21 protein-coding genes and 1 riboswitch are annotated in these 24,043 nt (G+C 47.0%); of the genes, 15 read left to right on the top strand and 6 right to left on the bottom strand.

The window, feature by feature from the left end:
- Window positions 1–121: 121 nt before the first annotated feature.
- Window positions 122–1,069, bottom strand: coding sequence for a nucleoside recognition domain-containing protein (locus tag ASC49_RS02445; RefSeq protein ID WP_055461607.1), 948 nt, complete (start codon window positions 1,067–1,069; stop codon window positions 122–124).
- Window positions 1,070–1,094: 25 nt separating this feature from the next.
- Complete coding sequence (locus ASC49_RS02440; RefSeq protein ID WP_055461606.1) at window positions 1,095–2,252, bottom strand: MFS transporter; 1,158 nt, start codon at window positions 2,250–2,252, stop codon at window positions 1,095–1,097.
- Window positions 2,253–2,398: 146 nt separating this feature from the next.
- On the opposite strand from ASC49_RS02440, the gene ASC49_RS02435 reads away from it, so the two are divergent.
- Window positions 2,399–3,031, top strand: coding sequence for a phosphatase PAP2 family protein (locus ASC49_RS02435; RefSeq protein WP_055461605.1), 633 nt, complete (start codon window positions 2,399–2,401; stop codon window positions 3,029–3,031).
- An 11-nt stretch (window positions 3,032–3,042) separates the two neighbouring features.
- Here the strand turns inward: ASC49_RS02435 and ASC49_RS02430 are convergent, their stop codons facing one another.
- Window positions 3,043–4,650 carry a methyl-accepting chemotaxis protein gene (locus ASC49_RS02430; RefSeq protein ID WP_055461604.1) on the bottom strand — a complete coding sequence of 536 codons (1,608 nt, stop codon included), beginning with the start codon at window positions 4,648–4,650 and terminating at the stop codon, window positions 3,043–3,045.
- Window positions 4,651–4,859: 209 nt separating this feature from the next.
- Here ASC49_RS02430 and ASC49_RS02425 point away from each other — a divergent pair, with 209 nt between their 5' ends.
- From ASC49_RS02425 to ASC49_RS02405, 5 genes are all read left to right on the top strand, one after another.
- Window positions 4,860–5,951 (top strand): AbrB family transcriptional regulator, encoded by a 1,092-nt coding sequence (locus ASC49_RS02425; protein ID WP_055461603.1) that lies wholly within the window; start codon window positions 4,860–4,862, stop codon window positions 5,949–5,951.
- 5 nt (window positions 5,952–5,956) lie between these two features.
- Window positions 5,957–6,457 carry a GNAT family N-acetyltransferase gene (locus ASC49_RS02420; protein ID WP_055461602.1) on the top strand — a complete coding sequence of 167 codons (501 nt, stop codon included), beginning with the start codon at window positions 5,957–5,959 and terminating at the stop codon, window positions 6,455–6,457.
- Window positions 6,444–6,827 carry an MmcQ/YjbR family DNA-binding protein gene (locus ASC49_RS02415; RefSeq protein ID WP_055461601.1) on the top strand — a complete coding sequence of 128 codons (384 nt, stop codon included), beginning with the start codon at window positions 6,444–6,446 and terminating at the stop codon, window positions 6,825–6,827. The genes ASC49_RS02420 and ASC49_RS02415 overlap by 14 nt, the downstream gene beginning before the upstream one ends.
- Before the next feature lie 70 nt (window positions 6,828–6,897).
- Window positions 6,898–7,479 (top strand): undecaprenyl-diphosphatase, encoded by a 582-nt coding sequence (locus ASC49_RS02410; RefSeq protein WP_055461600.1) that lies wholly within the window; start codon window positions 6,898–6,900, stop codon window positions 7,477–7,479.
- Window positions 7,480–7,490: 11 nt separating this feature from the next.
- Window positions 7,491–8,198 (top strand): phosphatase PAP2 family protein, encoded by a 708-nt coding sequence (locus ASC49_RS02405; RefSeq protein WP_055461599.1) that lies wholly within the window; start codon window positions 7,491–7,493, stop codon window positions 8,196–8,198.
- Window positions 8,199–8,260: 62 nt separating this feature from the next.
- Here ASC49_RS02405 and ASC49_RS02400 read toward each other — a convergent pair whose 3' ends face one another.
- On the bottom strand, window positions 8,261–8,806 hold the full coding sequence (locus tag ASC49_RS02400; RefSeq protein ID WP_211262001.1) for a glutathione peroxidase: 546 nt from the start codon (window positions 8,804–8,806) through the stop codon (window positions 8,261–8,263).
- A 230-nt stretch (window positions 8,807–9,036) separates the two neighbouring features.
- Window positions 9,037–10,632, bottom strand: coding sequence for an isocitrate lyase (locus ASC49_RS02395; protein ID WP_055461597.1), 1,596 nt, complete (start codon window positions 10,630–10,632; stop codon window positions 9,037–9,039).
- A 352-nt stretch (window positions 10,633–10,984) separates the two neighbouring features.
- Here ASC49_RS02395 and ASC49_RS02390 point away from each other — a divergent pair, with 352 nt between their 5' ends.
- Window positions 10,985–13,159 (top strand): malate synthase G, encoded by a 2,175-nt coding sequence (locus ASC49_RS02390; RefSeq protein ID WP_055461596.1) that lies wholly within the window; start codon window positions 10,985–10,987, stop codon window positions 13,157–13,159.
- A gap of 153 nt (window positions 13,160–13,312) precedes the next feature.
- Window positions 13,313–13,921 (top strand): hypothetical protein, encoded by a 609-nt coding sequence (locus ASC49_RS02385; RefSeq protein WP_055461595.1) that lies wholly within the window; start codon window positions 13,313–13,315, stop codon window positions 13,919–13,921.
- A gap of 56 nt (window positions 13,922–13,977) precedes the next feature.
- Here the strand turns inward: ASC49_RS02385 and ASC49_RS02380 are convergent, their stop codons facing one another.
- Window positions 13,978–14,463, bottom strand: a complete 486-nt coding sequence (locus ASC49_RS02380; RefSeq protein ID WP_055461594.1) for a 6,7-dimethyl-8-ribityllumazine synthase — start codon at window positions 14,461–14,463, stop codon at window positions 13,978–13,980.
- A gap of 98 nt (window positions 14,464–14,561) precedes the next feature.
- Window positions 14,562–14,721, bottom strand: a riboswitch (FMN riboswitch).
- A 210-nt stretch (window positions 14,722–14,931) separates the two neighbouring features.
- Between ASC49_RS02380 and ASC49_RS02375 the strand changes: the two genes are divergently transcribed.
- From ASC49_RS02375 to cobN, 7 genes are all read left to right on the top strand, one after another.
- Window positions 14,932–15,468, top strand: coding sequence for a PAS domain-containing protein (locus tag ASC49_RS02375; RefSeq protein ID WP_055461593.1), 537 nt, complete (start codon window positions 14,932–14,934; stop codon window positions 15,466–15,468).
- A 4-nt stretch (window positions 15,469–15,472) separates the two neighbouring features.
- A complete protein-coding gene (locus ASC49_RS02370) occupies window positions 15,473–16,969 on the top strand; it encodes a methyl-accepting chemotaxis protein (protein WP_055461592.1) in 1,497 nt (498 codons plus the stop codon).
- A gap of 96 nt (window positions 16,970–17,065) precedes the next feature.
- A complete protein-coding gene (locus ASC49_RS02365) occupies window positions 17,066–17,383 on the top strand; it encodes an MliC family protein (protein ID WP_055461591.1) in 318 nt (105 codons plus the stop codon).
- Window positions 17,384–17,469: 86 nt separating this feature from the next.
- Window positions 17,470–18,246: a precorrin-3B C(17)-methyltransferase gene (cobJ, locus tag ASC49_RS02360; RefSeq protein WP_055461590.1), complete on the top strand. Its 777-nt coding sequence runs from the start codon at window positions 17,470–17,472 to the stop codon at window positions 18,244–18,246.
- Window positions 18,247–18,266: 20 nt separating this feature from the next.
- Window positions 18,267–19,046 carry a precorrin-4 C(11)-methyltransferase gene (gene cobM, locus ASC49_RS02355; RefSeq protein WP_055461589.1) on the top strand — a complete coding sequence of 260 codons (780 nt, stop codon included), beginning with the start codon at window positions 18,267–18,269 and terminating at the stop codon, window positions 19,044–19,046.
- Window positions 19,047–19,055: 9 nt separating this feature from the next.
- Window positions 19,056–20,132, top strand: a complete 1,077-nt coding sequence (cobW, locus tag ASC49_RS02350) for a cobalamin biosynthesis protein CobW (protein ID WP_055461588.1) — start codon at window positions 19,056–19,058, stop codon at window positions 20,130–20,132.
- A gap of 10 nt (window positions 20,133–20,142) precedes the next feature.
- Window positions 20,143–23,991, top strand: a complete 3,849-nt coding sequence (gene cobN / locus ASC49_RS02345) for a cobaltochelatase subunit CobN (protein WP_055461587.1) — start codon at window positions 20,143–20,145, stop codon at window positions 23,989–23,991.
- The last annotated feature ends 52 nt before the right edge of the window (window positions 23,992–24,043 follow it).

Genomic DNA, 24,043 nt, shown 5'->3' with positions numbered 1-24,043 from the left:
GTATTTTAAAAAAGCCTAGCAGGCTAATCAATTGTCATGCAGGTTCTTATGCAATGTTTATCAAGTATGCATCAATAACCTAGCGGATCGGATGTTTTACGATCAGGGTAGAGTGAATGTGTTAATAAAACACCACAATATGAATGATTCCGCGTACAACAATACCAATTAGGCAGCCGTAACAGGCATAGCGAATTACTTCACTAATACGCCTACCCGTGGCAGCGAAAAGAGCAATGCCTGCTACATCGAAGGGGTTGGTGGCAAAGCCCGCCATCATGTTCATTTCACGAACACTGATCTCGCCTTGATTAACTAGGTCAAACATAACGCCCATATACGCTGTACCGCCTGCGATGTATTTCGTCACAAGTGGCAAGACGGCGGATTCAGGTAGATGGATAAGAGCTAACACAGGGCCAAGTAAAGATGTGAGCAGATCAATAATATGTAGGGCTTCCAGTACATTTACCAAGAACAACGCCAGAATTAGCATGGGGACCATATTGAGCGCAATCCTCATGCCTTCCATGCCGCCCTCAGACAGGGTTAGCATCACAGTCTTTGAAGCTGGTTTTTGGTCAGCCTGAGCGACAGCATCTTCGTCTACGTTAAATTCATCTATGGGCAAATTCTTTGTCATCAAGTAGTAAGTAAAAGCCGCAGAAAGTAGACCGCCGATTAAGGAGCTGATCAATAGAACAGGGAGGTTGAGGCCAATAGCAAGCATGGGGAAGGTGGTATTCCCCTGCGACATGGTAAAAATCATTGCTAAGGTCGCCGCAATATGGCGCTTATTAAAACGCTTACTGTCCATGATTGACAGAGAGGCCATAGGTGCAGCGAAGCCCACCAAGGTCAGTTTTAATGCAGCAAATGCTCCTAAGCCTGGTATACCAAATACATGTGAAAAGGGGGCAATCTTATTGCATAACCACGTTAAAACCCCTTTGGCATCAAGTAGTTTCATGAAAGCTAACATGATGACCATAATGGGGAGCAGGATATACAACGCCATATTTAAGCCAGATTTGCCCGCGTCAAGCATCATGGCGACCAGTTGTTCCATTTGAAACTTTTCCTTAACGTTAAAGCTATTGTGATTTCGCTACTAGCTTACGATTAATGGCCAGCAAGATTAATGCTGCCAGTGACAAGATTGCTGCTGATGCAGGGATCCATTCATAGCCTAGGCCAATTGTGATCACCGCGCCGCCCAATGCCGCACCTAAGGCGTTACCTAAGTTAAATGCGCCAATATTTATTGAAGAAGCCAACCCCGGTGCTTTATCTGCGATGGTCATGACTTTCATCTGCAACGGTGGTCCAATCATAAAGTTCACAACGCCCCACAAGAAAATAGTGATGGCCGCTGTCATCAGATTAACCGTAACAAAACTAAACGCGGCCAAAATAATCACTTGTCCAACCAGTGAAACTGTCAAAGACAAGTCTGGGGATTTATCGGCCAACTTACCACTGACATAGTTACCAATGGTAAAGCCGATCCCAGCAGTCATGAGTAAATAGGCAATATTGGCATCCACTACATTGGCAAGAGTTTGCAGGATCGGAGTGATGTAGGTGTAAAGAGTGAACATCGATCCAGCGCATAAAACCGTGGTCAAGAATGTGCGTAAGGCTGCGGGTTGCAGAATCGCCTGCAATTCGCTTTTAACATTGGGACGTTTGGGCTTTTCCATATGCGGTAGGGTGCGCAGTAAACCAATCATAGCGACTAAGCCAAGTGCGGAGGTGGCAGCAAAAGCCGTACGCCAATGAATACTTTGACCTAGCCAAGTCGCAATAGGGACACCAATAATATTGGCAATGGTTAAGCCTAAAAACATCGAGGCCACCGCCGAGCCTTGCTTGCCAACCGGAGCGAGCTTCATTGCTACTAGAGCACCAATACCGAAAAAAGCGCCATGTGACATACTGGTGACCACACGGGAAATCAGTAGTGTGGTGTAATCAACCGCAATGGCGGATAACAAATTCCCAGCGAAGAACACTGCCATTAGCGCGATTAATGAAGCTTTATGACTAAAGCGTGTCATGTAGAGGGTAACGAGTGGCGCGCCAAACATAACGCCTACGGCATAGGCGCTAATCAATAGACCAGCAGCAGGGATAGAGACTTGAACACCGTCAGCGATGGTGGGTAATAATCCCATGGGAAAGAATTCCGTAGTGCCAAGCCCGAAGGCTCCTAGCGCTAGGGCAAAAATCCCCCATTGATATGTTTGCATGGCAAATCCCTTTATGAAAATAGTAGTCAGAAGCTTGGTCTACAGAGTTAAAAAAGGAGGAAACTACGCGTAAACACCCCCTTTTACAATCTGGACAGGTATATTTACTTATTATTGCAAAGTTGTGTGAAGGGATGGAGTGCATTGTGAGAATTCGTATTACTTACTTGGTGTTATTGATCACTCTTACAGTAACCACTTGGATTGCGTTAGTGGGGCACAGCACCATTGATCGTGCCGGGTTACTGTGGTTTCGAGATGACTCGTTGGCCTTAGCCGGCCCCGAATGGTTAGGGGTTATTGTGCGAGACATTACTGCATTAGGCAGTAACTGGGTGCTGATTTATGGCACGGTGGTTTTGACGCTGGTTTTAGGGCTACGTCGACGACTCTGGGATGCTTTTGAAGTAGTGTTTATGACCCTCGGAGGTGTACTGCTTAGCATGGGGGCAAAATATATATTCGGCCGTCCACGCCCGGATCTGGTGCCACATTTGATTGAGGTCTATACACCTAGTTTCCCTTCAGGACATGCGACCATGTCGATGGTCTGTTTTTTTGGTGGGGCATTGGTCATCTCACGACTGTGGACGCCAATAAGTGCTCGTCGTGCTTTACTGATGTGTGCTTTACTCAGTGCATTATTGGTGGGAATTAGTCGGGTAATGTTGGGCGTTCATTGGCCAACCGACATCATCGCAGGATGGCTACTAGGCGTGCTATGGGTCCTGTGGGTACATCAATTCTGCACACATCGCCGTAGCGATGTGGCAGCATAAAGAGTGTGAAATTAAGACTTAAATTGATTGATGGTGCTGTCTAGAGATTGTGAAATCTTGGCAATCTCTTCGCTCTGCAGCTGGGTTTTATGAGAGCCTGTGCCCGCTTGCTCAGAGATAGCACTGATAGCATGAATATTGTTGTTAATTTCATTGACGACTGCGCTTTGTTCCGAGGCTGCCGCGGCAATCATGGTATTCATTTCTCGAATTTGCTCTACGCTTGATGCAATTTCTTCCAACGCATGAGCCGCTTTATTGGCGTCATCGACACTATCGTTTGCCTGCGCTTTACTACTTTCCATGGCATTAACTGCCTCTTTGGAAATGCTTGATAAGTTTTCAATGATATTTCGAATTTCTTCTGTTGAAAGCTGAGTGCGGCTTGCTAACGAGCGAACTTCATCTGCTACCACGGCAAAGCCACGTCCTTGTTCACCGGCGCGGGCCGCTTCAATTGCCGCATTTAATGCCAGTAAGTTGGTTTGCTCTGCGATATCGCTGATTTCTTGTGAAACGCGCCCAATACCTTGGGCATCTTCAGCCAACTTCTTCACGACATCAGTTGCCGACTCAACTTTCTGGGCCAACTCCGAGTTAGTTTGGGCCACATGTAGCACCATGTTCTTGCCATCATCTGCGAGGTGCTTTGTTTCACTGGCAGCGGTTTCTGCATTGGCTGCGTTTTGTGCCACCTCTTCTGCGGCATTCGATAACTCTTGAATCGATTGTGCTAACAAGGCACTTTCATTTTTTTGCCTATCAACACCTTCGCTTGTTTCACGAGTGACGGAAGCTAATTGATCTGCAGATGCACTGAGGTTATCCATGGTTTTTGTAAGGCTGTGAATGGTTGGTTGGAAACGATCTAACATGTTATTAGTCGCTTCCCCGACTTTGCGGAACTCATCGTTGGCGCCCAATTGAATACGTGGGCGAAGGTCGGCATTTTCACCGATGACTGACATGGTATCTTTTAAGCGGTTAAGTGGTTGGATGAGTACTTTCAACATAATGAAGTAAATCACCACTAGGCCAAACAAAATGGCAATGAAATTAATCGTGGAGTTCTTTAAAATGGCGTTTTCAATGTTTCGATCGCGTGCCGCCATCGAGTAAGTAATGCGTGCAGCGCCTAGAATAGTACCTTCGGCAACAGGGTGACAAGTTAAGCAATTCGTACCGTGTCGATCCGTGCTGGCAGCAAATGGCAGCAGCAGGGTAATGTGTCGTTCACCTTCCACTGTCTCGACATTGATGATGGTTTCACCCGCCAGAGCACGTTTATCTAGGTCGTCCTGTGGTTTTTCATGATCGAAGCCTGGACCGTAGATATTACTGACCGCATCGCCTCGCAGCATCCGCACCCCCGCGATGCCTTCGCGTTGGGAAATTTTGTCTCGTAGCATTTCTCGACTGGCCATAGCGCCTGTGAACATCAAGGCGTTCATACTGTCCATATAACCATTAGCAATATCGACCAGTTGGTGCTCAGTTAATTCCAATAACTGGTCTTTCTGCTGATGAGAAGAGTACAAGTTGAGTGCTGCAATAATGAAAATCAGTATGCCTGCCATCGGCAATAAAATTTTCCAACGAACAGAAATGTACTGATGCATAGATAGCTGCCTCTCAACCTTTTAAGAATGTGTAAAAACTTACAATCTCATCCAGTGTATTGCTTCTAATCAATTTAATATATTGATCTAGCTCTAAGTTTTTGCTCTTTCAAATATAGTTTTATTCGCTCGAAGTCTCTTTTGTTGCGAAGCCCTCTAGAGCTGCTGGTGTTAATATACTAGGGAATAATTTTCATAAAAGATAAGCGATGTCTGATCCTCAAAACGACTCAAAAACAGCCTTCATTAGCACTCCGAAAGCTTTTAACAAGCCTAGGCACTGGTGCTTGTTGGTCGTTATTTCTTCTCTGTTTGTAACGGGGCTTGAGTTACTTAGTGCTCCGGCAGCTTTTCTGTTAGGGCCGATGTTGGCTGCGATTATCTTAGTCGTATCGGATCATCCATTGACGCTACATACATTGCCTTTTCGACTGGCTCAGACTGTCGTGGGAGTGATGATAGCTTCTCACTTACCACTTTCGACCTTCGCTGACATAGCAGAGCAATGGCAGGTGTATCTATTTGGTACCGCGATGACGATTTTAGCATCGGGAATTGTTGGCGTGGCACTGACAAAATCGGCATTGCTGCCGGGCACGACCGCTATTTGGGGAACCTCACCAGGGGCGGCGGGGGTCATGACCATCATGAGCGAATCCTATGGCGCCGACATGCGTCTAGTCGCCGTGATGCAATATACGCGTGTGGCTTTTTGCGCTTTGGCAGCGATGTTAACTGCGGGTTTGTTAGTGGAGCCCGAAGCATTGCCAAGCAGTAGTACGCATTGGTTCGTTAGCAATTGGCATAATTTCTTAGTCACCTTAATCCTAGTAATACTAGCCCTTTTAGTCGCCACAAAAGTACGTATTTCTGGCGGTTTTTTATTGTTGCCAATGTTCATTAGCTTTGTGTTGCAATCTTTCAACCTGATTGTGATTGAGTTACCGCAATCATTACTAATGCTGGCTTTTGCGACGATGGGGTGGGGAATCGGCTTTCGTTTTACCCCTGCCGTGGTACGGCATGCTCTGCATGTTTTGCCATTTATTTTGTTGTCGATCTTCTTCTTACTACTGATGAATGTACTGGTGGCTTGGGTGTTGGTCCTCTGGATCGACATCGACTTTTTATCTGCTTTCTTAGGAACAAGCCCTGGTGGCGCAGATTCTGTGGCCATCATTGCTGCAAATATTCCAGTCGATACGGGATTTGTCATGACTATGCAGGTATCGCGCTTCTTGTTAGTGATGATTGTTGGCCCACTGTTAGCAAAATGGCTATCGACCAAATTAATAAGGTAAACATTATGATTCGAGAGATTGTGAATACAGACTGGCCACAAATTATGAGGATTCAGTCTCAGGTGTATCATGATGTGGTGCCTGAGCCCCTCGAAGTGATGCAGGGGAAGTGGCTTCGCTCACCGCAATTGTGCTTTGTATATTGCTGCGACACCAATCCTGCACAAATTGGCGGTTATATACTGGCTCATACTTGGGCTGGTGAATCACTTCCAGAGCTTGGACAGTCACTGTCGAAGGGAGTAGTGGAGGAGTATGTCTTTCTTCATGATCTCGCCATTTCTCCTGAATATCAGGGGCAAGGGGTTGGACCTCTATTAGCGGAGTTTTTACTCGCTCGTGCGCAGAAAAGTGGCTGGCAGGAGTTTCGTCTAGTCTCGGTTCAAGGCAGTGTACCTTTTTGGCAACGGTTTGGTTTCATGCTGCTTAAGCAGACGGTTTCTGAATGCTATGGTGAAGACGCTGCGGTTATGACAAAAACGGAGCGAGTGTATGAGTCATTATGATCAACTGATCCACTATATTGCCGCTAAGCCTGAAGCGAGCGCTGAGTATCCTTTTGGCCCTGATGTATTGGTTTACAAGTTGTGCGGTAAGATGTTCGCTCTAGTCACCGAAACGGAAGGACTTAAGCGTTTTAATTTAAAATGTGAACCGAACCATGCTCTGGAACTTCGCAGTATCTTTGACGCAGTAAAGCCTGGATACCATATGAATAAGAAACATTGGAACAGTGTGTTGTTGGATGGTTCATTACCCCTTGGTGAGCTGTATCGTATGGTGGATCATTCCTATTCTATGGTTTTCAAAGGTTTAACAAAGCAGCAACGCTTGAGTCTAGAATTACGCTACAGTCACGAGGCTCTGCATGGGTAAGTTCATGACATAATTTTTTCCTAAGGTTCGCGGTATAGATTTTGTTGCAAATTTAAGTTGTAGCGGTCTTATGGAACCTTTAAATCAAAGTCTTTTCCTACTTATCAACGCGAGCCATCAACCTAATGTCGCCCTATTAGGGCTGACAAAGTTTTTGGCTCAAGTGCCCGTTTTCTTTGCACTGCTATGTTTAGTGTTAATGTGGTTAAAAGACAACCTGAGTAAATCGGTGGTGCTAAACGCAATTTATGTGACCAGTTTTGCGCTATTGGTAAATTTTGTCATTTCATTGATGTGGCAGCATAACCGTCCCTTCGTTGATCACATTGGCTTAACGTTTATTCGACATACACCAGATTCGTCATTTCCCAGTGACCATGTGACGTTCTTGGCATGCATCGCATTTTGCTTGTCTCTCGACAAACACTATCACAGCCTTGGCATTTGCTTGCTTGGGCTTTCTCTTGCGACCGCTTGGGCTCGCGTATTTTCTGGTGTGCACTATCCGTTTGACGTGTTAGGTGCATATGCTTTGTCGGCTCTGTGGTGTGGACTTTTTGAGTATTACTGTGCTCGCCGAGTAAAGCCTTTCAATCATATCGTAATACAAAAATTACGTGCTATTTCACAGCGTATTTTCCACTTTCATTAAGAGTCAGACGGATGCCTTATCAGTTTTCAAAAGCGTTCTATTTCAAGCAATGTTGGTTACTCGGTCTAACCGCTTTGCTATTTCTACTGATTTCGCGAAATCAAGCATTGGACATTTACCTTAGTGATCTGTGGTTCAGTTCTGAAAGCCAGAGCTTTCCTCTGATTGATAATTATTGGTTAGCCGTGGTGAATCATGTCTACGTGAAAAATGCGATTATTGCTTTTTCCTTAGGCGTCATACTGTTGGGGATTATCAAGCGTCGTTATGATTGGTTCATCATCGCACTGATTATGATTGCTGGGCCTTTGGTGGTAAGTGCATTGAAGTCAGTCAGTGCGCACTCTTGCCCTTGGGATTTAGTCCGTTATGGTGGTGATGGCTTGGAGTATCCATTGCTTGGGCCGGTTTCTAATATGGCTGGAAAGGGGGGCTGCTTCCCTGGTGGGCATGCGTCAGGAGGTTTCGCTTTGATGGGCCTATTTTTTATCCTCTACCCTTATTCGAGAAAGTGGGCAACAACGGCTGTGGTATTCGCGGTGGGTTTAGGATTACTGATGGGATTTGGGCAAGTGATGCGAGGCGCGCACTTCTTTAGCCATAACTTATGGTCTGCGTGGTGGGTTTGGTTTACGCAATTAGCGTTGTATTTTGTCTACTCTAATATAGTGAGGGTTTTTATAAGTAAACGGTCACTAGCATTAAAGGGTTCTGTTTAAGATATAGGTTGCCGAAATAGTGACTTTTTAAACCACTATTTCGGCTAAGTTCATTAGTTGCTCTAACCGTTTGCGAGTGCTACACGGATGGTGTTTACGAGGTTGACATCATCTAGTGGCGTGTTTGGCGCAAAGCGTCCTAACACCTGTCCTGAACGGCTCACCACAAACTTCTCGAAGTTCCACACCACTTCCGGTTCTGGTGTCGGCTCGATATTGTAGCCACGTAAGTTTTCTTCCATTTCGGCACGATTAACTGCGGTGGGGGCTTCTTCGATTAGGAATTTATAAAGCGGGTGTTTGTTCTCACCGGTTACTACGATTTTGCTGAACATCGGAAAGCTGACATTGTATTTGCTCGTGCAGAACGCTTTTATCTCAGCATCACTGCCAGGCTCTTGGCCGGCAAAGTCATTGGCAGGGAAGGCGAGAATTTCAAATCCGAGATCTCTGGTCTGTTCATACAAAGATTCCAATCCTTCGTACTGAGGCGTCAAGCCACATTTTGAAGCTACGTTAACGATCAGCAGAACTTTGTCGCAGAAAGGCTCTAAGGTCATCTCGTTACCATCGATGTCCACTACTGAAATATCATAGATATCCGTCATCATTTTACCCCTCAATCTTGGTTAATAAACTTGGTGGTTTATTTTCTCAATTAGTTCCCTGAATCATTTTGTCGTATTAATAATGAACAATCCATGACAGGACTAACGTTCAGTGTAACGAGGATTGAAAGGGCGTCAATGAGGAGAATAAAAAATGGGTCGCCGAAGCGACCCAATGCGGGGGGAAAAGATCACTCTTTTGGAGTATAGATCAGCCGCAAAAAAGAAGTTTACGCGAATTGGTTCATGGTATTGTCATGACCTGATGCTTTCAGCGCCGCATCACCAGAGAAGTACTCTTTATGGTCGTCGCCCATATCAGAGCCGGCCATATTTTGGTGTTTCACACAGGCGATTTTCTGGCGAATCTCTTCACGCTGAACGTTCTTAACGTAGCCCAACATACCTTCTGCACCAAAGTACTCTTTGGCTAAGTTATCCGTAGACAGCGCTGCGGTGTGGTAAGTCGGCAATGTAATCAAGTGGTGGAAGATGCCCGCTTCGCGAGCCGCATCCGCCTGGAAGTTACGAATACGCTGATCCGCTTCTTGTGCTAAATCACTGCTGTCGTATTCCACACTCATCAGCTGGGCACGATCGTAGACAGAAAGATCTCGACCTTCTTCTTGCCATGCGTCAAATACTTGCTGGCGGAAGTTTAATGTCCAGTTGAAAGACGGTGAGTTGTTGTAGACCAACTTCGCATTAGGTACTGCTTCACGAATACGATCCACCATGCCTTTAATTTGGCCAACATGAGGCTTCTCAGTTTCAATCCAAAGAAGATCCGCGCCATTTTGCAGTGATGTAATACAGTCCAGCACCACACGGTCTTCACCAGAGCCTTTACGGAATTGGAACAGATTACTTGGTAGACGTTTTGGTCGTACCAACTTGCCATCACGAACCATCAGCACGTCACTTTCATTTGCCGTGCTCATATCCACTTCTTCCACATCTAGGAAGGCATTGTATTGGGCACCTAAATCACCCGGTGTCGTTGATACCGCGATTTGTTTGGTTAAACCTGCGCCCAAAGAATCGGTACGAGCCACGATTACACCATCATCTACACCTAGTTCAAGGAAGGCGTAGCGCACCGCACGGATCTTCGCTAGGAAGTCTTCATGTGGCACGGTGACTTTACCGTCTTGGTGACCACATTGTTTCTCGTCGGAAACTTGGTTCTCAATTTGAATACAGCAAGCTCCAGCTTCAATCATTTTTTTAGCCAGTAAGTAGGTGGCTTCTTCGTTACCAAAGCCCGCATCAATGTCAGCAATGATAGGCACAATATGAGTTTGGTATTCTTCAATCTGTTTTTGAATCGCCGCCGCTTTGACTTCATCGCCAGCATCGCGTGCCGCATCCATGTCGCGGAATAAACCACCCATTTCACGAGCGTCCGCTTGGCGAAGGAAGGTGTACAGTTCTTCAATCAACGCAGGTACTGAGGTTTTCTCATGCATAGATTGGTCTGGCAGAGGGCCAAATTCAGAGCGCAGCGCGGCAATCATCCAACCAGATAGGTATAGGTAGCGACGATCAGTTGAGTTGAAATGCTTTTTAATCGAGATCATTTTTTGCTGGCCGATAAAGCCGTGCCAGCAACCTAAAGATTGTGTGTATTGGCTCGGATCTTGATCGTAGCGCTCCATGTCTGCACGCATGATCTTAGCGGTGTAACGGGCAATATCTAAGCCTGTTTTGAAGCGGTTCTGAGCACGCATACGGGCAGCGTATTCAGGATTAATGGCAGCCCAAGGTGCGCCATGCTGAGCGATTAGGGTAGCAGTTGCGTCGATATCGTTTTTGTAATGTGACATTGCAGATTCCTCTTTCATGGTTTGGTCGCTTCACCGCTTGTTGGCGGTCGTGCATTTCTTGATGACCATTTCAGTCTGCGATGCTTTGGTTGATTTATCTAGTCTATATTGCTTATCGTGACCATATTTTTTATGAATGTGATTTTTTTGTGCAACACAGCCATAGTGAGCGTATAAACGCTTAATACTAGGTTTTAGAAAGAAAACTACCGATTGGTAAGGAAATTTCAGAATTTATTTATTCATGTTTGTTTTTGTAGTCATTCATTAAATAAATGTATTGAGCGATCTATTTTGAAGTATTAACAATAATTAAACTGGCTTATAAGCCGGCCAATGAAAGGATAGAGCTATGACAGAACGAATTCAGCAAGGTGGTCTTCAGATCGCCGCCAGCCTTTTTGATTTAGTAAACGAGCAAATTGCACCGGGGACAGGTATTGAGCCGGCGGTGTTTTGGCAACGCTTCGAAGAAATCGTCACCGACTTAGCTCCTAAAAACGCGGCTTTATTAGCCAAACGCGATGAGATTCAGCAGCAAATAGACGACTATCACCGCGCCCGTTCGGGTCAAGCACACGATGCGCAGGCCTATAAACATTTTCTTACCGAAATTGGATACTTGCAGCCCGAGGGGCCGGACTTCAAAGTTTCTACTAGAAATGTCGATGCGGAAATTGCATTGCAAGCGGGACCGCAGCTGGTCGTACCAGTTAAAAATGCGCGCTTTGCCTTAAATGCTGCCAATGCACGATGGGGCAGCCTATATGATGCACTATACGGTACCGATGCCATCCCTGAGGAAGAGGGGGCGGAGCGCTCCGGTGGCTACAATCCAGTGCGCGGGAATCGGGTGATTGCGTTTGGTCGAGAGCTACTAGATCAAGCTGCACCTTTGGTGGCTGGCTCCCATGCTCAAGCACTTCAATACCAAATCGTGGATGGTGAGTTAGTCGTCACCATGAAGAATGGTGACGTAGTTCAACTAGCAAACACGGAAAAGTGTGTTGGCTACCAAGGCAAGCCGGATGCACCCACTGCGATTTTGCTGAAAAATAACGAATTACACCTAGAGATTCAAATTGATCCCAATGGCTTTATCGGCCAGTACGATCACGCTGGGATTCAGGACATTTTGATGGAGGCTGCCGTCTCAACCATTATGGACTGTGAAGACTCCATTGCGGCGGTGGATGCGGAAGACAAAGTGGAGGTGTACCGCAACTGGCTGGGGTTGATGCAGGGCACCTTGCAAGAGTCGTTTGAGAAGAGCGGTAAAACCATTACGCGAGCGATGAACCCGGATCGACAATACCTCGACAAGTCGGGTAATCGGTTTTCTCTACATGGTCGTAGTTTGTTGTTTATTCGCAACGTGGGCCATCTAATGACCAATCCCGCGATCTTAGATGCAAGCGGCAACGAAGTTCCTGAAGGCATTATGGATGGCATGATCACGGTGTTGGCCGCGATGCATGATCTGCAAGGAAATACTCAGCGAAGAAACAGCCGTGCAGGCAGTGTTAATATTGTGAAACCCAAGATGCATGGCCCAGAAGAAGTGGCCTTTACGGTTGAGTTATTTGCCCGTATCGAGCAGGCGCTTGGACTGGACCGTAACACCATCAAAGTTGGCATTATGGATGAAGAACGTCGCACCACAGTGAATCTAAAAGAATGCATTCGCCAAGCTCAAGAGCGAGTAGTGTTTATCAACACTGGTTTTTTAGATCGTACCGGAGATGAAATTCATACTTCCATGTTGGCTGGACCATTTGTGCCTAAAACCGCCATGAAGCAAGAAGCTTGGATTAAAGCCTACGAAGATTGGAACGTAGATGTTGGTCTCGAATGTGGCTTGCCGGGTAAGGCGCAAATTGGTAAAGGCATGTGGGCTATGCCGGATGAAATGGCCGCCATGCTAGAGCAGAAAATTGGCCATCCTATGGCCGGAGCGAGTACCGCTTGGGTACCTTCACCAAACGGTGCGACTTTGCATGCGACACATTACCACACGGTCAATGTGCGTGAACGTCAAGCTGAGTTAGCGAAGCGTGAGCGTGCTAGCCTAGATGACATTCTAACTATTCCGTTGCTTGAAGATCCAACGACTCTGAGTGATGAGCAGATCCAGTTTGAACTGGATAACAACGCGCAAGGGATTTTAGGATATGTAGTACGTTGGATTGATCAAGGGGTCGGGTGTTCCAAGGTACCAGATATTAACAATATTGGTTTAATGGAAGACCGTGCCACTTTGCGCATCTCTTCACAGCACTTAGCAAACTGGTTAGAACACGGTATTTGCAGTGCTGAGCAAGTGATGGCCTCGCTAAAGCGTATGGCGGCGGTGGTGGATCAACAAAATGCTCAGGATCCTGCTTACATTGCCATGGCGCCGAGTTTCGATGGTGTCGCATTTAACGCTGCCTGTGATTTAGTGTTCAAAGGTAAACAGCAACCAAACGGATATACCGAGCCATTATTGCATGCGCGACGCTTGGAATTTAAAGCGCTGATGCGATAGAGATATTGGATGAAAGTGAAAGCCCTGCTTGTGTTAGATCAGCCAAGCAGGGCTTTTTTATTTGTTTCAAGTAAAAAATCTCCCTACTCTATAGCAGACCATGGGCTCAGGAAGAGCGACGCTTACAAAGGATGATTAAAAGAGAGAGGCAAAATGAAGCGAGTATTTGGAGTTCTAGGATTAACGTTATGTGCCACGATGGCTTCAGCTGCGACCAATACCGTTGAAAACAAAGTTGGAACCTTATTGTTAGAAGGAAGTTCTGGCACGGATTACTCGCAATTTGGCGTAGGAATTGGGATTAAGCCAGAAAATAATCGTCCCGGTTTTGGTGGGCTGTACTATGAACAGGTTGAACTCGAGCATGGTATTGGGGCAGACATAAAACTGTTGGGTTTTCGTGGTTTTAGTGTGGAAGGCTCTAGTGATGATCCTCGTGGTGCAGATATCACCATGGGGCTGAGCCAAACGGAATCGGGGGATTACAAACGTACAGGCCTCAGTGCCAAAGCCACGATTTTTATGCCCGTCATGAAGGATATAACCTGGTACATTGGAGGCGATATTCGACCAACGTTTTTATCGGTAGATTGGGACAATGATGTGCTGACTGAGCTGGGTTTAAAGGTGGGGATCGATTGGCGTGTGGTTAAAAATATCGGTGTATTTGGCCATTACTACCATGAAAGTATCGTATCAGACGACTTTGACGAACGGCGTCTAGGGAATGGCGTGGTGGCAGGGGTTAACTTGGTTTGGTAGTTGTCAATGGATACACTAAAAAGGCAGCGTAAGCTGCCTTTTTCACGAGATACGGATTAGCTCTTTGCTAATTCCGTCAATAGCATGGTGCGGTTAGCCGCTTCAGCTAGCTCCTGGCCTTTCTTAACGAAGTGGCGCTTGAAGTAGCTAGAATGTTCATCATGCTCATGGAAGTTGTGTGGTGTTAGTACCGCAGTCAGTACAGGTACTTCCGTTTCTAGCTGAACTTGCATTAGACCGTTACAAACGGCTTGCGCCACGAAGTCGTGACGGTAAATGCCGCCGTCTACGACTAGGCCACTTGCTGCAATCGCATGATAGTTGCCTGTTTTCGCCAACAGTTTTGCTTGCAGTGGGATCTCGTATGCACCCGGTACGGCGATCAACTCTAGGTTGTCTTCACTGTAACCATGAGACAGCATCACTTCTTTAAAGCCTTCCCAGCATTGTAGGACGATGTCACTGTGCCAAGAGGCGTGCAGGAACGCTACGCGTTTAGTTGTTGGATTAAATGTTTGAGAATTCGTTGAGCTCTGATTCATAAGGTTGTATTCCACAAAAAAATGCTGAATCAGGGCGAACGGGAGGCAAGCCAAACCGCTTTGAAGAGTTCAAAGTCTGTATAGATGTATCTTGTCTACGCCGTCCTCTATCATCCGGACTATTACCGTCGGCTCTGGAATTACACCAGATCTGCTGACCTTTCTATTCAGCCATTGGCTGATCAAGAAAGCGCTCGCGGGCTTTGAGAATGTCTCATTACCGCCGGTGGGGAATTGCACCCCGCCCCGAGAACGAAGTCGCCTAGGCGACGCGACAACTGTATTAGTAATTGGGGTTATCTGTCAAAGATAAAAAGGTCAAATACTTGTACAAAAACGAACAATTCTTTACCAATATCAAAACCTTGCCACGCTTGGCTTTTGATCTAGGACAGCGGTTTGAAACTTCAGGACGTTAGAATGCCCGCTCTAAAGTTAAATCGTTCTTTTCCGGCAAAAGGAAAAATCATGTACAACGACCAAACAGCCGCTTTGGAAGTGGAAGTAATGCTCAAGGACGACGATTTAATAGTGAGCAAAACGGACAAGAAAGGAAAAATTACCTACGCCAATCGCAGTTTTATGAAGATCTCCGGGTATTCCGAGAAAATGCTGCTGGGTGAACCTCATAATTTAATTCGTCATTCGGATATGCCTCGGGGAGCATATCGATTGATGTGGAAGATGTTGCAAAACGGCGAGGAATTTTTTGCATTTGTAAAAAACCGTTGTATTGATGGTCGTTACTATTGGGTGTTTGCCAACGTCACTGTCGATTTAGACGCTCATGGAGAAGTACAAGGCTATTTTTCGGTGCGCCGTAAACCGCCTCGTTCGGCGTTGCCTACGTGCGAAGCACTCTATCGACAAATGCGAGACATCGAAGCTCGTTACCCTGGGAATGATGGTGTCAACCGCTCCATGAACTGGTTGTTAGAGTACGTTGAAGCTTTGGCACCTTCATTCAATGAAGCCATGATTACGTTGTATCAGCAGGGGAATTAGTCACATGTCGAAAAGACATATTAGTCGCAGTATTCCTTTTCTGCGCACTCAATTTATTAGCCTTGGTTTATTTGTATTATTTTTATTGTTGGCCATGCTAGCAAACCACTTTTTATGGCAAAGCTTTGTTTTTAATTTCTGTGCAGCAGCGTTGATTGCGTTGTCTTTCGCAATGATGGTCTGGCAAGGCATGCGTTTAGTGGAAACCTTAGGGCGCCTTTCCTTTACTATCTCAGCCTGCAGTCAAGGGGAGTTGCATCACCGCATTACCAATACCAAAGGACTTGGGGAGTTGGGTTTGGTGGCTTGGGAGTTAAATGATCTGCTTGATCTAATCGAGACTTATTTTAAAGAGTTGGATACCAGCTTTGCTTATGTCGCTAAAGGTGACTTTCATCGAAGCCCGCTGGGTGTGGGCTTGCCAGGTAATATGAAGCGTTCCATCAATGCGGTACAAAAATCTGTGGAAGCGATGCATGCAAACGTTTCGCTTATCAATCGTAACGAGTTGTCATCGAAGTTACATGAGCTGAATACTGAAAACTTAATTGGTAACTTGCGAGAAGCTCAAAGCGACTTGATGCGCGTGGATGAGGAAGTTAGACGAATTGGTGTTCAGGCCTCTGAAAATGCCTCCTCTGCAGAACAAAGCCTAGGGGCGATAGAACAGATCCGTTATTCGATCAATACCGTTAGCGATACCATCCTCAAGGTAGCAAGTGTTGTTGAGGCATTGAGTCGAGACTCAAATAAAGTCACTGCGTCATTGGTCACCATTAAAGACATTGCTGAACAAACGAATTTACTGGCGTTAAATGCTTCTATCGAAGCGGCGCGCGCAGGGGAGGCTGGACGTGGCTTTGCTGTGGTGGCAGATGAAGTAAAGCAACTGGCGAATCGCACGAAGGAAACAGCAGAATCCGTGGATCAAGTACTCGCAGCCTTGAGTCAGCAAGTCAACGAAGTAAGCCGTATTACCGAAGAGTCCAAGTCTTTGAGTGCGAACATGCAAGAGTTGGTAGGTGGTTTTGAGCAGCAGTTTAATCAGCTAGCTCGCTCTTCTCGAGTCTCTGCGTTGAGTGTCGATGGTGTTGGCACCGTGATTTACAACTCTTTAATTAAGCTAGATCACGTTATCTATAAGCAAAATGGCTATGTTGCTTTGTATGCAGGTCCTGAAGACGTTGAGTACCAAGCGGCACAAGTGGATCATCATTCGTGTCGTATGGGTAAATGGTATTATGGTGATGCTAGCCATTCATCATTGGCTAAATCGACAGCCTTTAAGCATTTAGAGCAGCCACATCAGCAGGTGCACCAGTCCGTACACTTGGCGCTAGAGCGGATGAACACCAGTTGGGAAACCAAAGCTTCTTTGCGTAACGAAATCGTTGATGCCATGCGTTTAGCGGAAGAGGGCAGTGAGCAGGTCATTCATTGGGTGAATCAGATGACTGAGGAATGTATGTTTGAGCTACGCAAGCAAATAGAAAATATCTAAAACTGATCATTTAGTCAGGATTTAAGGCAAGACAAGTCTGGGGCGCTTGATTAGAATAAGCGCCCCAATGCCTTAGTATTAGATGACTTGACGCTGATGAAACGATTGTTGTACATGCTTGGCTTATTACTATCTTGCCCTGCGTACTCATACTATTCGCACCCTTATGTGGCGGAGGATGTGCATGAATACGCTTGCGGTGGGCTGAAAGTCAACGTTGTCTATGAGCCAGGCAAAGCGCATGTGGTCATTAATCATTACTCCTATATATTAACCTTGGCGAGATCAGCTAGCGGTTCTTATTACCACGGCGATATCCTCAGTTTTTGGGATCGTGGAAAAACGGCTTTATTGGTTTATAGTGCTGATCGTAAGCTTGATTGCCAACGTCAAGAAAGCCTTACCCCCTCCTGAGAATCCTTCATTTTATTTACTGTCCTTTTCATGCCTTTGTGCCGTGAGAACGAGTACAATTTAATAAATTTTGAGAGTAGTAAATAATGAGCAAACTATTTGTGATGGGCATGGGGCCCGGTGATTTGGGATTGGTTGCGCCCAATGCCACCAAAGCATTGAACGCTTGCAGCGACTGGGTTGCCTATGGTTATTACTTAGAATTGCTAGGTGAGTTGAGCCAAGGAAAAACCTTCCATGATTTGCCTCTTGGTGAAGAAATAGGACGCGCTCGATTAGCGCTTGATCTAGCCGCACAAGGCAAAACCACGGCGCTGATTTCAAGTGGTGACATTGGCATTTATGCCATGGCGACCTTGGTGTTTGAATTGCTCGATCAGCAGCTACAGGGCAAAGAAAACCATCCAGAGTGGCTGGATGTAGAGATCGAAGTCATCCCAGGGATCTCAGCCATGCAAGCCGGAGCAAGTCGTGTCGGTGCCATGCTAGGCCATGACTTCTGTACCGTTTCTTTGAGTGATTTACTGACGCCTTGGGAAACCATTGATAAACGCATTCATGCGGCGGGCGCAGGGGATTTTGTTATTTCCTTCTACAACCCTGTCTCACGCAAGCGTGATTGGCAGCTAAATCATGCTCGCGATGTGCTGTTGCAATACCGCCCAGCGACTACGCCAGTGATGATTGGCCGCCAGCTTACTCGTCCAGAAGAAAATATCACCTTTACCACCCTAGGCGAGTTGGACGCCAAAGACGTGGACATGTTTACCATGGTCAGTGTCGGTAACAGTGAATCCCGCCATATTCAAAACGGTGATAAACACTGGATTTACACGCCCCGCGGTTACTCGAAAAAGCTTTAATAATTAAAAGGATTTAAACCATGACGGTTTACTTTATCGGTGCCGGCCCCGGTGATCCGGATCTCATGACAGTCAAAGCGCTGAAAACCATGGAGCGCTGTCCTGTCATTCTGTATGCCGGCTCACTGATCCCAAGCGAAGTCATTGATAATGTGCGTGAGCGCGCAGAAGCGATCTATGACACCGCATCACTCAATCTTGATGAAACTACCGAGATCATTCGTCAAGCAGCCGCACAAGGCAAAAATGTGGCGCGTTTACAATGTGGCGACCCTGCGTTGTATGGTGCAATAGGGGAACAAATGCGTCGTCTCGATGCCTTAGACATCGATTACGAAGTGATCCCCGGCGTAAGTGCGGTGGCTGCCTCAGCGGCCATGCTGAAAAAAGAGCTGACTTTGTCTGGTGTCTCGCAAACAGTCATTATGACTCGCTACGAAGGCAAAACGCCGTTTCCTGAACGTGAGCGCCTACCAACGCTGGCGAAGAGTGGGGCGACATTAGCGATTCATCTCGGGGTGACACGCATACATAAAATTGTTGATGAGCTGATCCCCCATTATGGAGAGGATTGCCCTGTAGCGGTGTGTTATCGCACCAGCTGGCCGGATCAAGATTATGTAACAGGCACATTAAAAGACATCGTTGAAAAAGTACGCGCGAAGAAATTTACTCGCACCAGCTTGATTTTGGTGGGGCACGTTTTAGACAGCGAAGATTTCGCGGATTCGTACTTGTATGACAAATCACAGGCTCATATATACCGCAAGATTCATCGTAAGAATGATGGTGAGGCGTAAGGATTGATTATGCAACTGAATAAAATACCAACCACGGTTGTTACTGGCTTTTTAGGCAGTGGTAAAACAACGTTACTGTCCAATGTTCTTAAACAAGCGGCCGGTAAGCGTATTGCCGTGATCGTCAATGAGTTTGGGGAATTGGATATCGACACCGACTTACTGCGATCGTGTCCACTTGATTGTGAAGACGAGAGCGCGGCACAACGTGGCGAAGACGGCTTCTATGAACTGGCGAATGGTTGTATTTGCTGCACGGTAGAAGAAGAATTCCTGCCCGTGATGCAACAATTGGTGGCGCGTCGTGATGATATTGACCACATCCTAATTGAAACCAGTGGCTTGGCCTTGCCAAAACCTTTGGTGCAGGCGTTTAACTGGCCGGGTATTAAAGAGCATTGTACTGTTGATGCGGTGATTACTGTCGTCGATGGGCCCGCGGTGGCGGCAGGTCGTTTTGCTCATGACGAAGACAAAGTCCAAGCACAACGTCTTGCGGATGAGTCCTTAGATCATGATCCATCGCTGCAAGAATTACTGGATGACCAGCTTAGTGCGGCAGATTTAGTGGTTGTCAGCAAAAACGACCTACTAGACGAAAGTCAGCGTGATCGTGTTAAGCAAGTAATCGAAAACGAAGTCGAATCAAGCGTTAAAATTGCTTACATCGAAAACGGTGAAGCGGCGCTGGATGTCTTGCTGGGTTTAGAAGCCGCAACGGAAGCACGCATTGATGCTGTGCACAATCACCACGATCATCACCATGCGCATGGTCATGAGCACGATCATGCCCACGATCACTTCGAATCCTTTGTGGTAAAACTAGGCGAAGTGGACGCAGACTCTTTGCAAGACACATTAGAAGACCTAGTAGAGTCGAACAACATTTACCGAGTGAAAGGTTTTGCAGCGGTAAATGGCAAGCCGATGCGTCAGGTGTTTCAAGTGGTGGGCACGCGTCTAGAACGCTATTTTGATCGTCTATGGCAGCCGGATGAATTGCGCCAAACGCAATTGGTGTTTATTGGTAAAGGCATCAACAAAAGCGATATTGAAGACAAACTAAATGCGGCCTTAACCGCCTAAGCGAGAACCTGTGCATTTACTGGCAGCCAAACCGGGTGGCTTTGTTGACGATGAAGGCATCATCGATTTAGGGCAAAGCCCTGCTGACATCATTGTGTTGGCGGCTGCCGACTCGTTATTAAGTGCTCTTGGCCGAGCACTTGATTCGTGGCAGAAGAGTAATTCACCTTCCGTACGCTTGGCCAACTGGATGCAGTTGGTCAAACCTGCCGCCTATGATCTCTACGAAGACGCAGTTTTAGATAAGCCCACGCAAAAAGGCCGAGCCCAAGTGGTGGTGCTGTCTTTGCTGGGCGGGCAGCATTATTGGCCTTATGGTTTTGAGCGTTTACAAGTGTGGGCCAAATCCAAGCGTAATCGCCATCTGATTATTGTGCCTGGGGATGACAGTGCTGATCCAGACATTATGCAGGCTTCTTCTACCTCTCAAGACATTGTTCAGCGGTTGTGGCGTTTTCTGCGTGAGGGCGGTGAGACCAACGCCGAACACTTTTTCCGTTTCTTAGATCACACCTATTTTGGGGGTAACGATAATTGGCGTGAACCTGTTGCGCTTCCGAATGCCTTTAGGGTGTTAGATGGCAAAACCTGTGATCAGACTACATGGCATCAGTGCTATGAGTCGGAACTGGAACAAGCTTATCCTGTGGCGCTGGTGTTGTATTACCGCTCTCACTTTCAAAGTGGCAATACCCAGATCTTTACAGAGCTGTCTAACATATTGCTTGAGCAGGGCGTGGTGCCGCTAGAGATTGCCTTGTCCTCCCTCAAAGACGCGTTCAGCCTAGAATTAATCAATAGGCTGGCAGAGCGGGCCGACGCCAGAGTGATTTTAAACTGCACTGGGTTTTCTGCCAATCGCGCGGGCAGTCCTGACTTGGCCTCAGAGCCAACGGACTTTCAATCGACGTTTGAACAGCCTTTGCCAGTTTTACAGTTAATCTTATCGGGCAGTACCGAAGAAGATTGGCTGGCGCAAACTCAAGGCTTGCGCAGTCGTGATGTGGCGATGCAAATTGTTTTGCCGGAAATGGATGGGCGAGTGATCACCCGCGCGGTGAGCTTTAAAACCTTGTCCCGTTTTCATGAACGCGCACAAATTGATCTGATTTGTTACCAGCTTCATAAAGAGCGCGCAGCCTTTGTTGCCAAGCTTGCCAAGCGTTACACCCGTTTGCATTCGCAGGCAAATGGCGAGAAACGCATAGCTTTTATCTTAGCCAATTACCCTACCAAAGACGGTCGAATCGGTAACGGTGTTGGGCTCGATACACCCGCGTCGAGCGTGAATTTGCTTCGTGCTTTGGAGCAAGCTGGGTATACCATTGAAGATGTCCCAGAAAGTGGCAATGCCTTAATCGAAGCATTGTTAGGGACGGTTACCAATAATCCTAATACCTTACACCAACGTGGCTGTTGGCAAAGTCTCAGCCTCAATGATTATTTAGAACATTTTTATCAGCTGCCCCTCGACGCGCAAAATGCGGTCTGGGATCGTTGGGGCCCACCGGAAAACGATCATAAATGCCGCGCGGTAGACGGTGAGTGGCGCATGATGTTGGCGGGCATTCGTTTGGGTAAAACCTTTGTAGGCATTCAACCGGCGCGGGGTTTTAACCTTGATTTAGCCGCCAACTACCACGATCCGGATTTGATTCCTCCGCACAGTTATTTAGCCTATTACTTCTGGCTACGACATGTGTATCAAGTGGATGCCATCGTGCATGTGGGCAAGCATGGTAATTTAGAGTGGCTACCAGGCAAGGGGACGGCACTGTCAGAAAGTTGCTGGCCGGACATCGCTATGGGGCCAACGCCGCATTTTTATCCGTTTATCGTCAATGATCCCGGAGAAGGAGCGCAAGCCAAACGCCGAACGCAAGCGGTGATTATCGACCATTTGATGCCACCCATGACCCGTGCTGAAAGCTATGGCGATATGGCGGAGCTGGAAACGCTGGTCGATGAGTATTACCAAGCTCTTGGCATGGACACTCGCCGCGAAGCGTGGCTGCGTGATTCGATTCTTGAAAAGGTAAAAAGCAGTCATCTGCTGGAAGAACTCACTGGTGTGCAAGCAGACGATGATGAGTCCGTTTTAGAAGAGTTGGATGCGTATCTGTGTGAAATCAAAGAGTCGCAAATTCGTCATGGCCTGCATCGATTAGGGGAATTGCCCGAGCGCGATAAACTTGCCGATACCTTAGTCGCTTTGCTGCGTTTGCCCCGTGGTAATAGTGTTACCAGCATGGGCATTTTACATGCCTTAGCCAAAGATTTAGAGCTAGATGAGCCCGATTTTGATCCGATGGAGGCGTCGAGTAAGCCATGGCAGTCCGCAAAAACACAGGCATTACAGACTGTCTCAGGGCAGACTTGGCGTACCCATGCAGATACTAAAGAGCGTTTGGAATTATTGGCCAAAACACTTGTGTTACAGGTGATGGTGGATGGTTTGTCTATCTCGGAGCAAGAGTGGCCACTTACTTCGGTATTACTAAACCATGCGAAGAATACGCTCGGTCAGGCACTGCAACAAAGTGCTGAGGATGAAATCTCAGCTCTGTTAAAAGGTTTGTCGGGGCAATTTATCCCACCTGGGCCCAGTGGCGCGCCAACCCGAGGGCGTTTGGATACCTTACCAACGGGACGAAACTTTTTCTCAGTAGATAATAGAGCGATTCCTTCTCCTGCGGCTTGGGCGATTGGACAGAAATCGGCTGAGGCGTTGGTGTTACGGCATCTGCAAGAGCATGGTGACTACCCTACCAACTTAGGCCTATCTGTTTGGGGCACAGCCACCATGCGTACTGGCGGAGATGATATTGCCCAAGCCTTTGCTCTGATGGGCGTGCGTCCGATTTGGGCACCAGGCTCCAATCGCGTAACCGATTTTGAAGTCTTGCCTTGCATGCAGTTAGGGCGACCTCGTGTGGATGTGACCTTGCGCGTATCAGGTTTTTTCCGCGATGCCTTTGCTAACGTGATGCGCCTCTATGACGCCGCTGTACAAGCCATTGCTTCGTTTGAAGAGCCAGGCAATGGCAATACCATTCGTGCCAATGTGGAGCGTCGTCAGCAAGAACTGCTTAGCCAAGGCTTTAATGCTGAAGACGCTGTGCGCCAAGCCTCCTACCGTGTGTTTGGCAGTAAACCGGGTGCTTATGGGGCGGGCTTGCAGGGCTTAATTGACGAGCGTTGCTGGGACACACAAGCCGATCTTGCAGAAGCTTATTTGAATTGGGGTGGTTATGCCTACGATGGTGATCTGCGTGATGGAGTGGAGGCGAAGCAAGCGTTCGCTAACCGTCTGGGGCAACTGGAAGCTGTGGTGCAAAATCAAGATAACCGTGAGCATGATCTTCTAGATTCGGACGATTATTACCAATTCCAAGGCGGCATGACCAATGCGGTCACTCAGCTTCGTGGCAGCGCACCAAGTGTCTATCACAATGATCACTCCAATCCGAGCCAGCCTAAAGTGCGCACACTTCAGGAAGAGCTGAACCGAGTGATTCGCGGCCGCGTATTAAATCCCAAATGGATCTCAGCCATGCAAGAGCATGGCTACAAGGGCGCCTTTGAAATGACGGCAACGGTGGATTATTTATTTGCCTACGATGCCACCACGGACCTGATCGCGGACTATCAATACGAGCAAGTCACGGAATCGTTATTACTTGATCCTGAGAATAGACAATTTATGCAGGACAATAACCCTCACGCCCAAGAAGAGATGGCGGAGCGTCTATTAGAAGCGATTCAGCGGGGCATGTGGTCTGAGCCTGGTGAGTATGCAGAAAAAATCCAAGCGCTGTTATTGGACATTGATCAGCGCCAAGAAGCACAAGGTAGTTAACCTTGTCTATCTATTTTAACCCTTTAATATAAGCGCCTATTGCGTAATTTAA

The organism is Marinomonas fungiae (genome assembly GCF_001418205.1).
Taxonomy (GTDB): domain Bacteria; phylum Pseudomonadota; class Gammaproteobacteria; order Pseudomonadales; family Marinomonadaceae; genus Marinomonas; species Marinomonas fungiae.
Note: the sequence above shows the minus strand (reverse complement) of the source record. Positions and strands in the feature narration are given on the sequence as shown.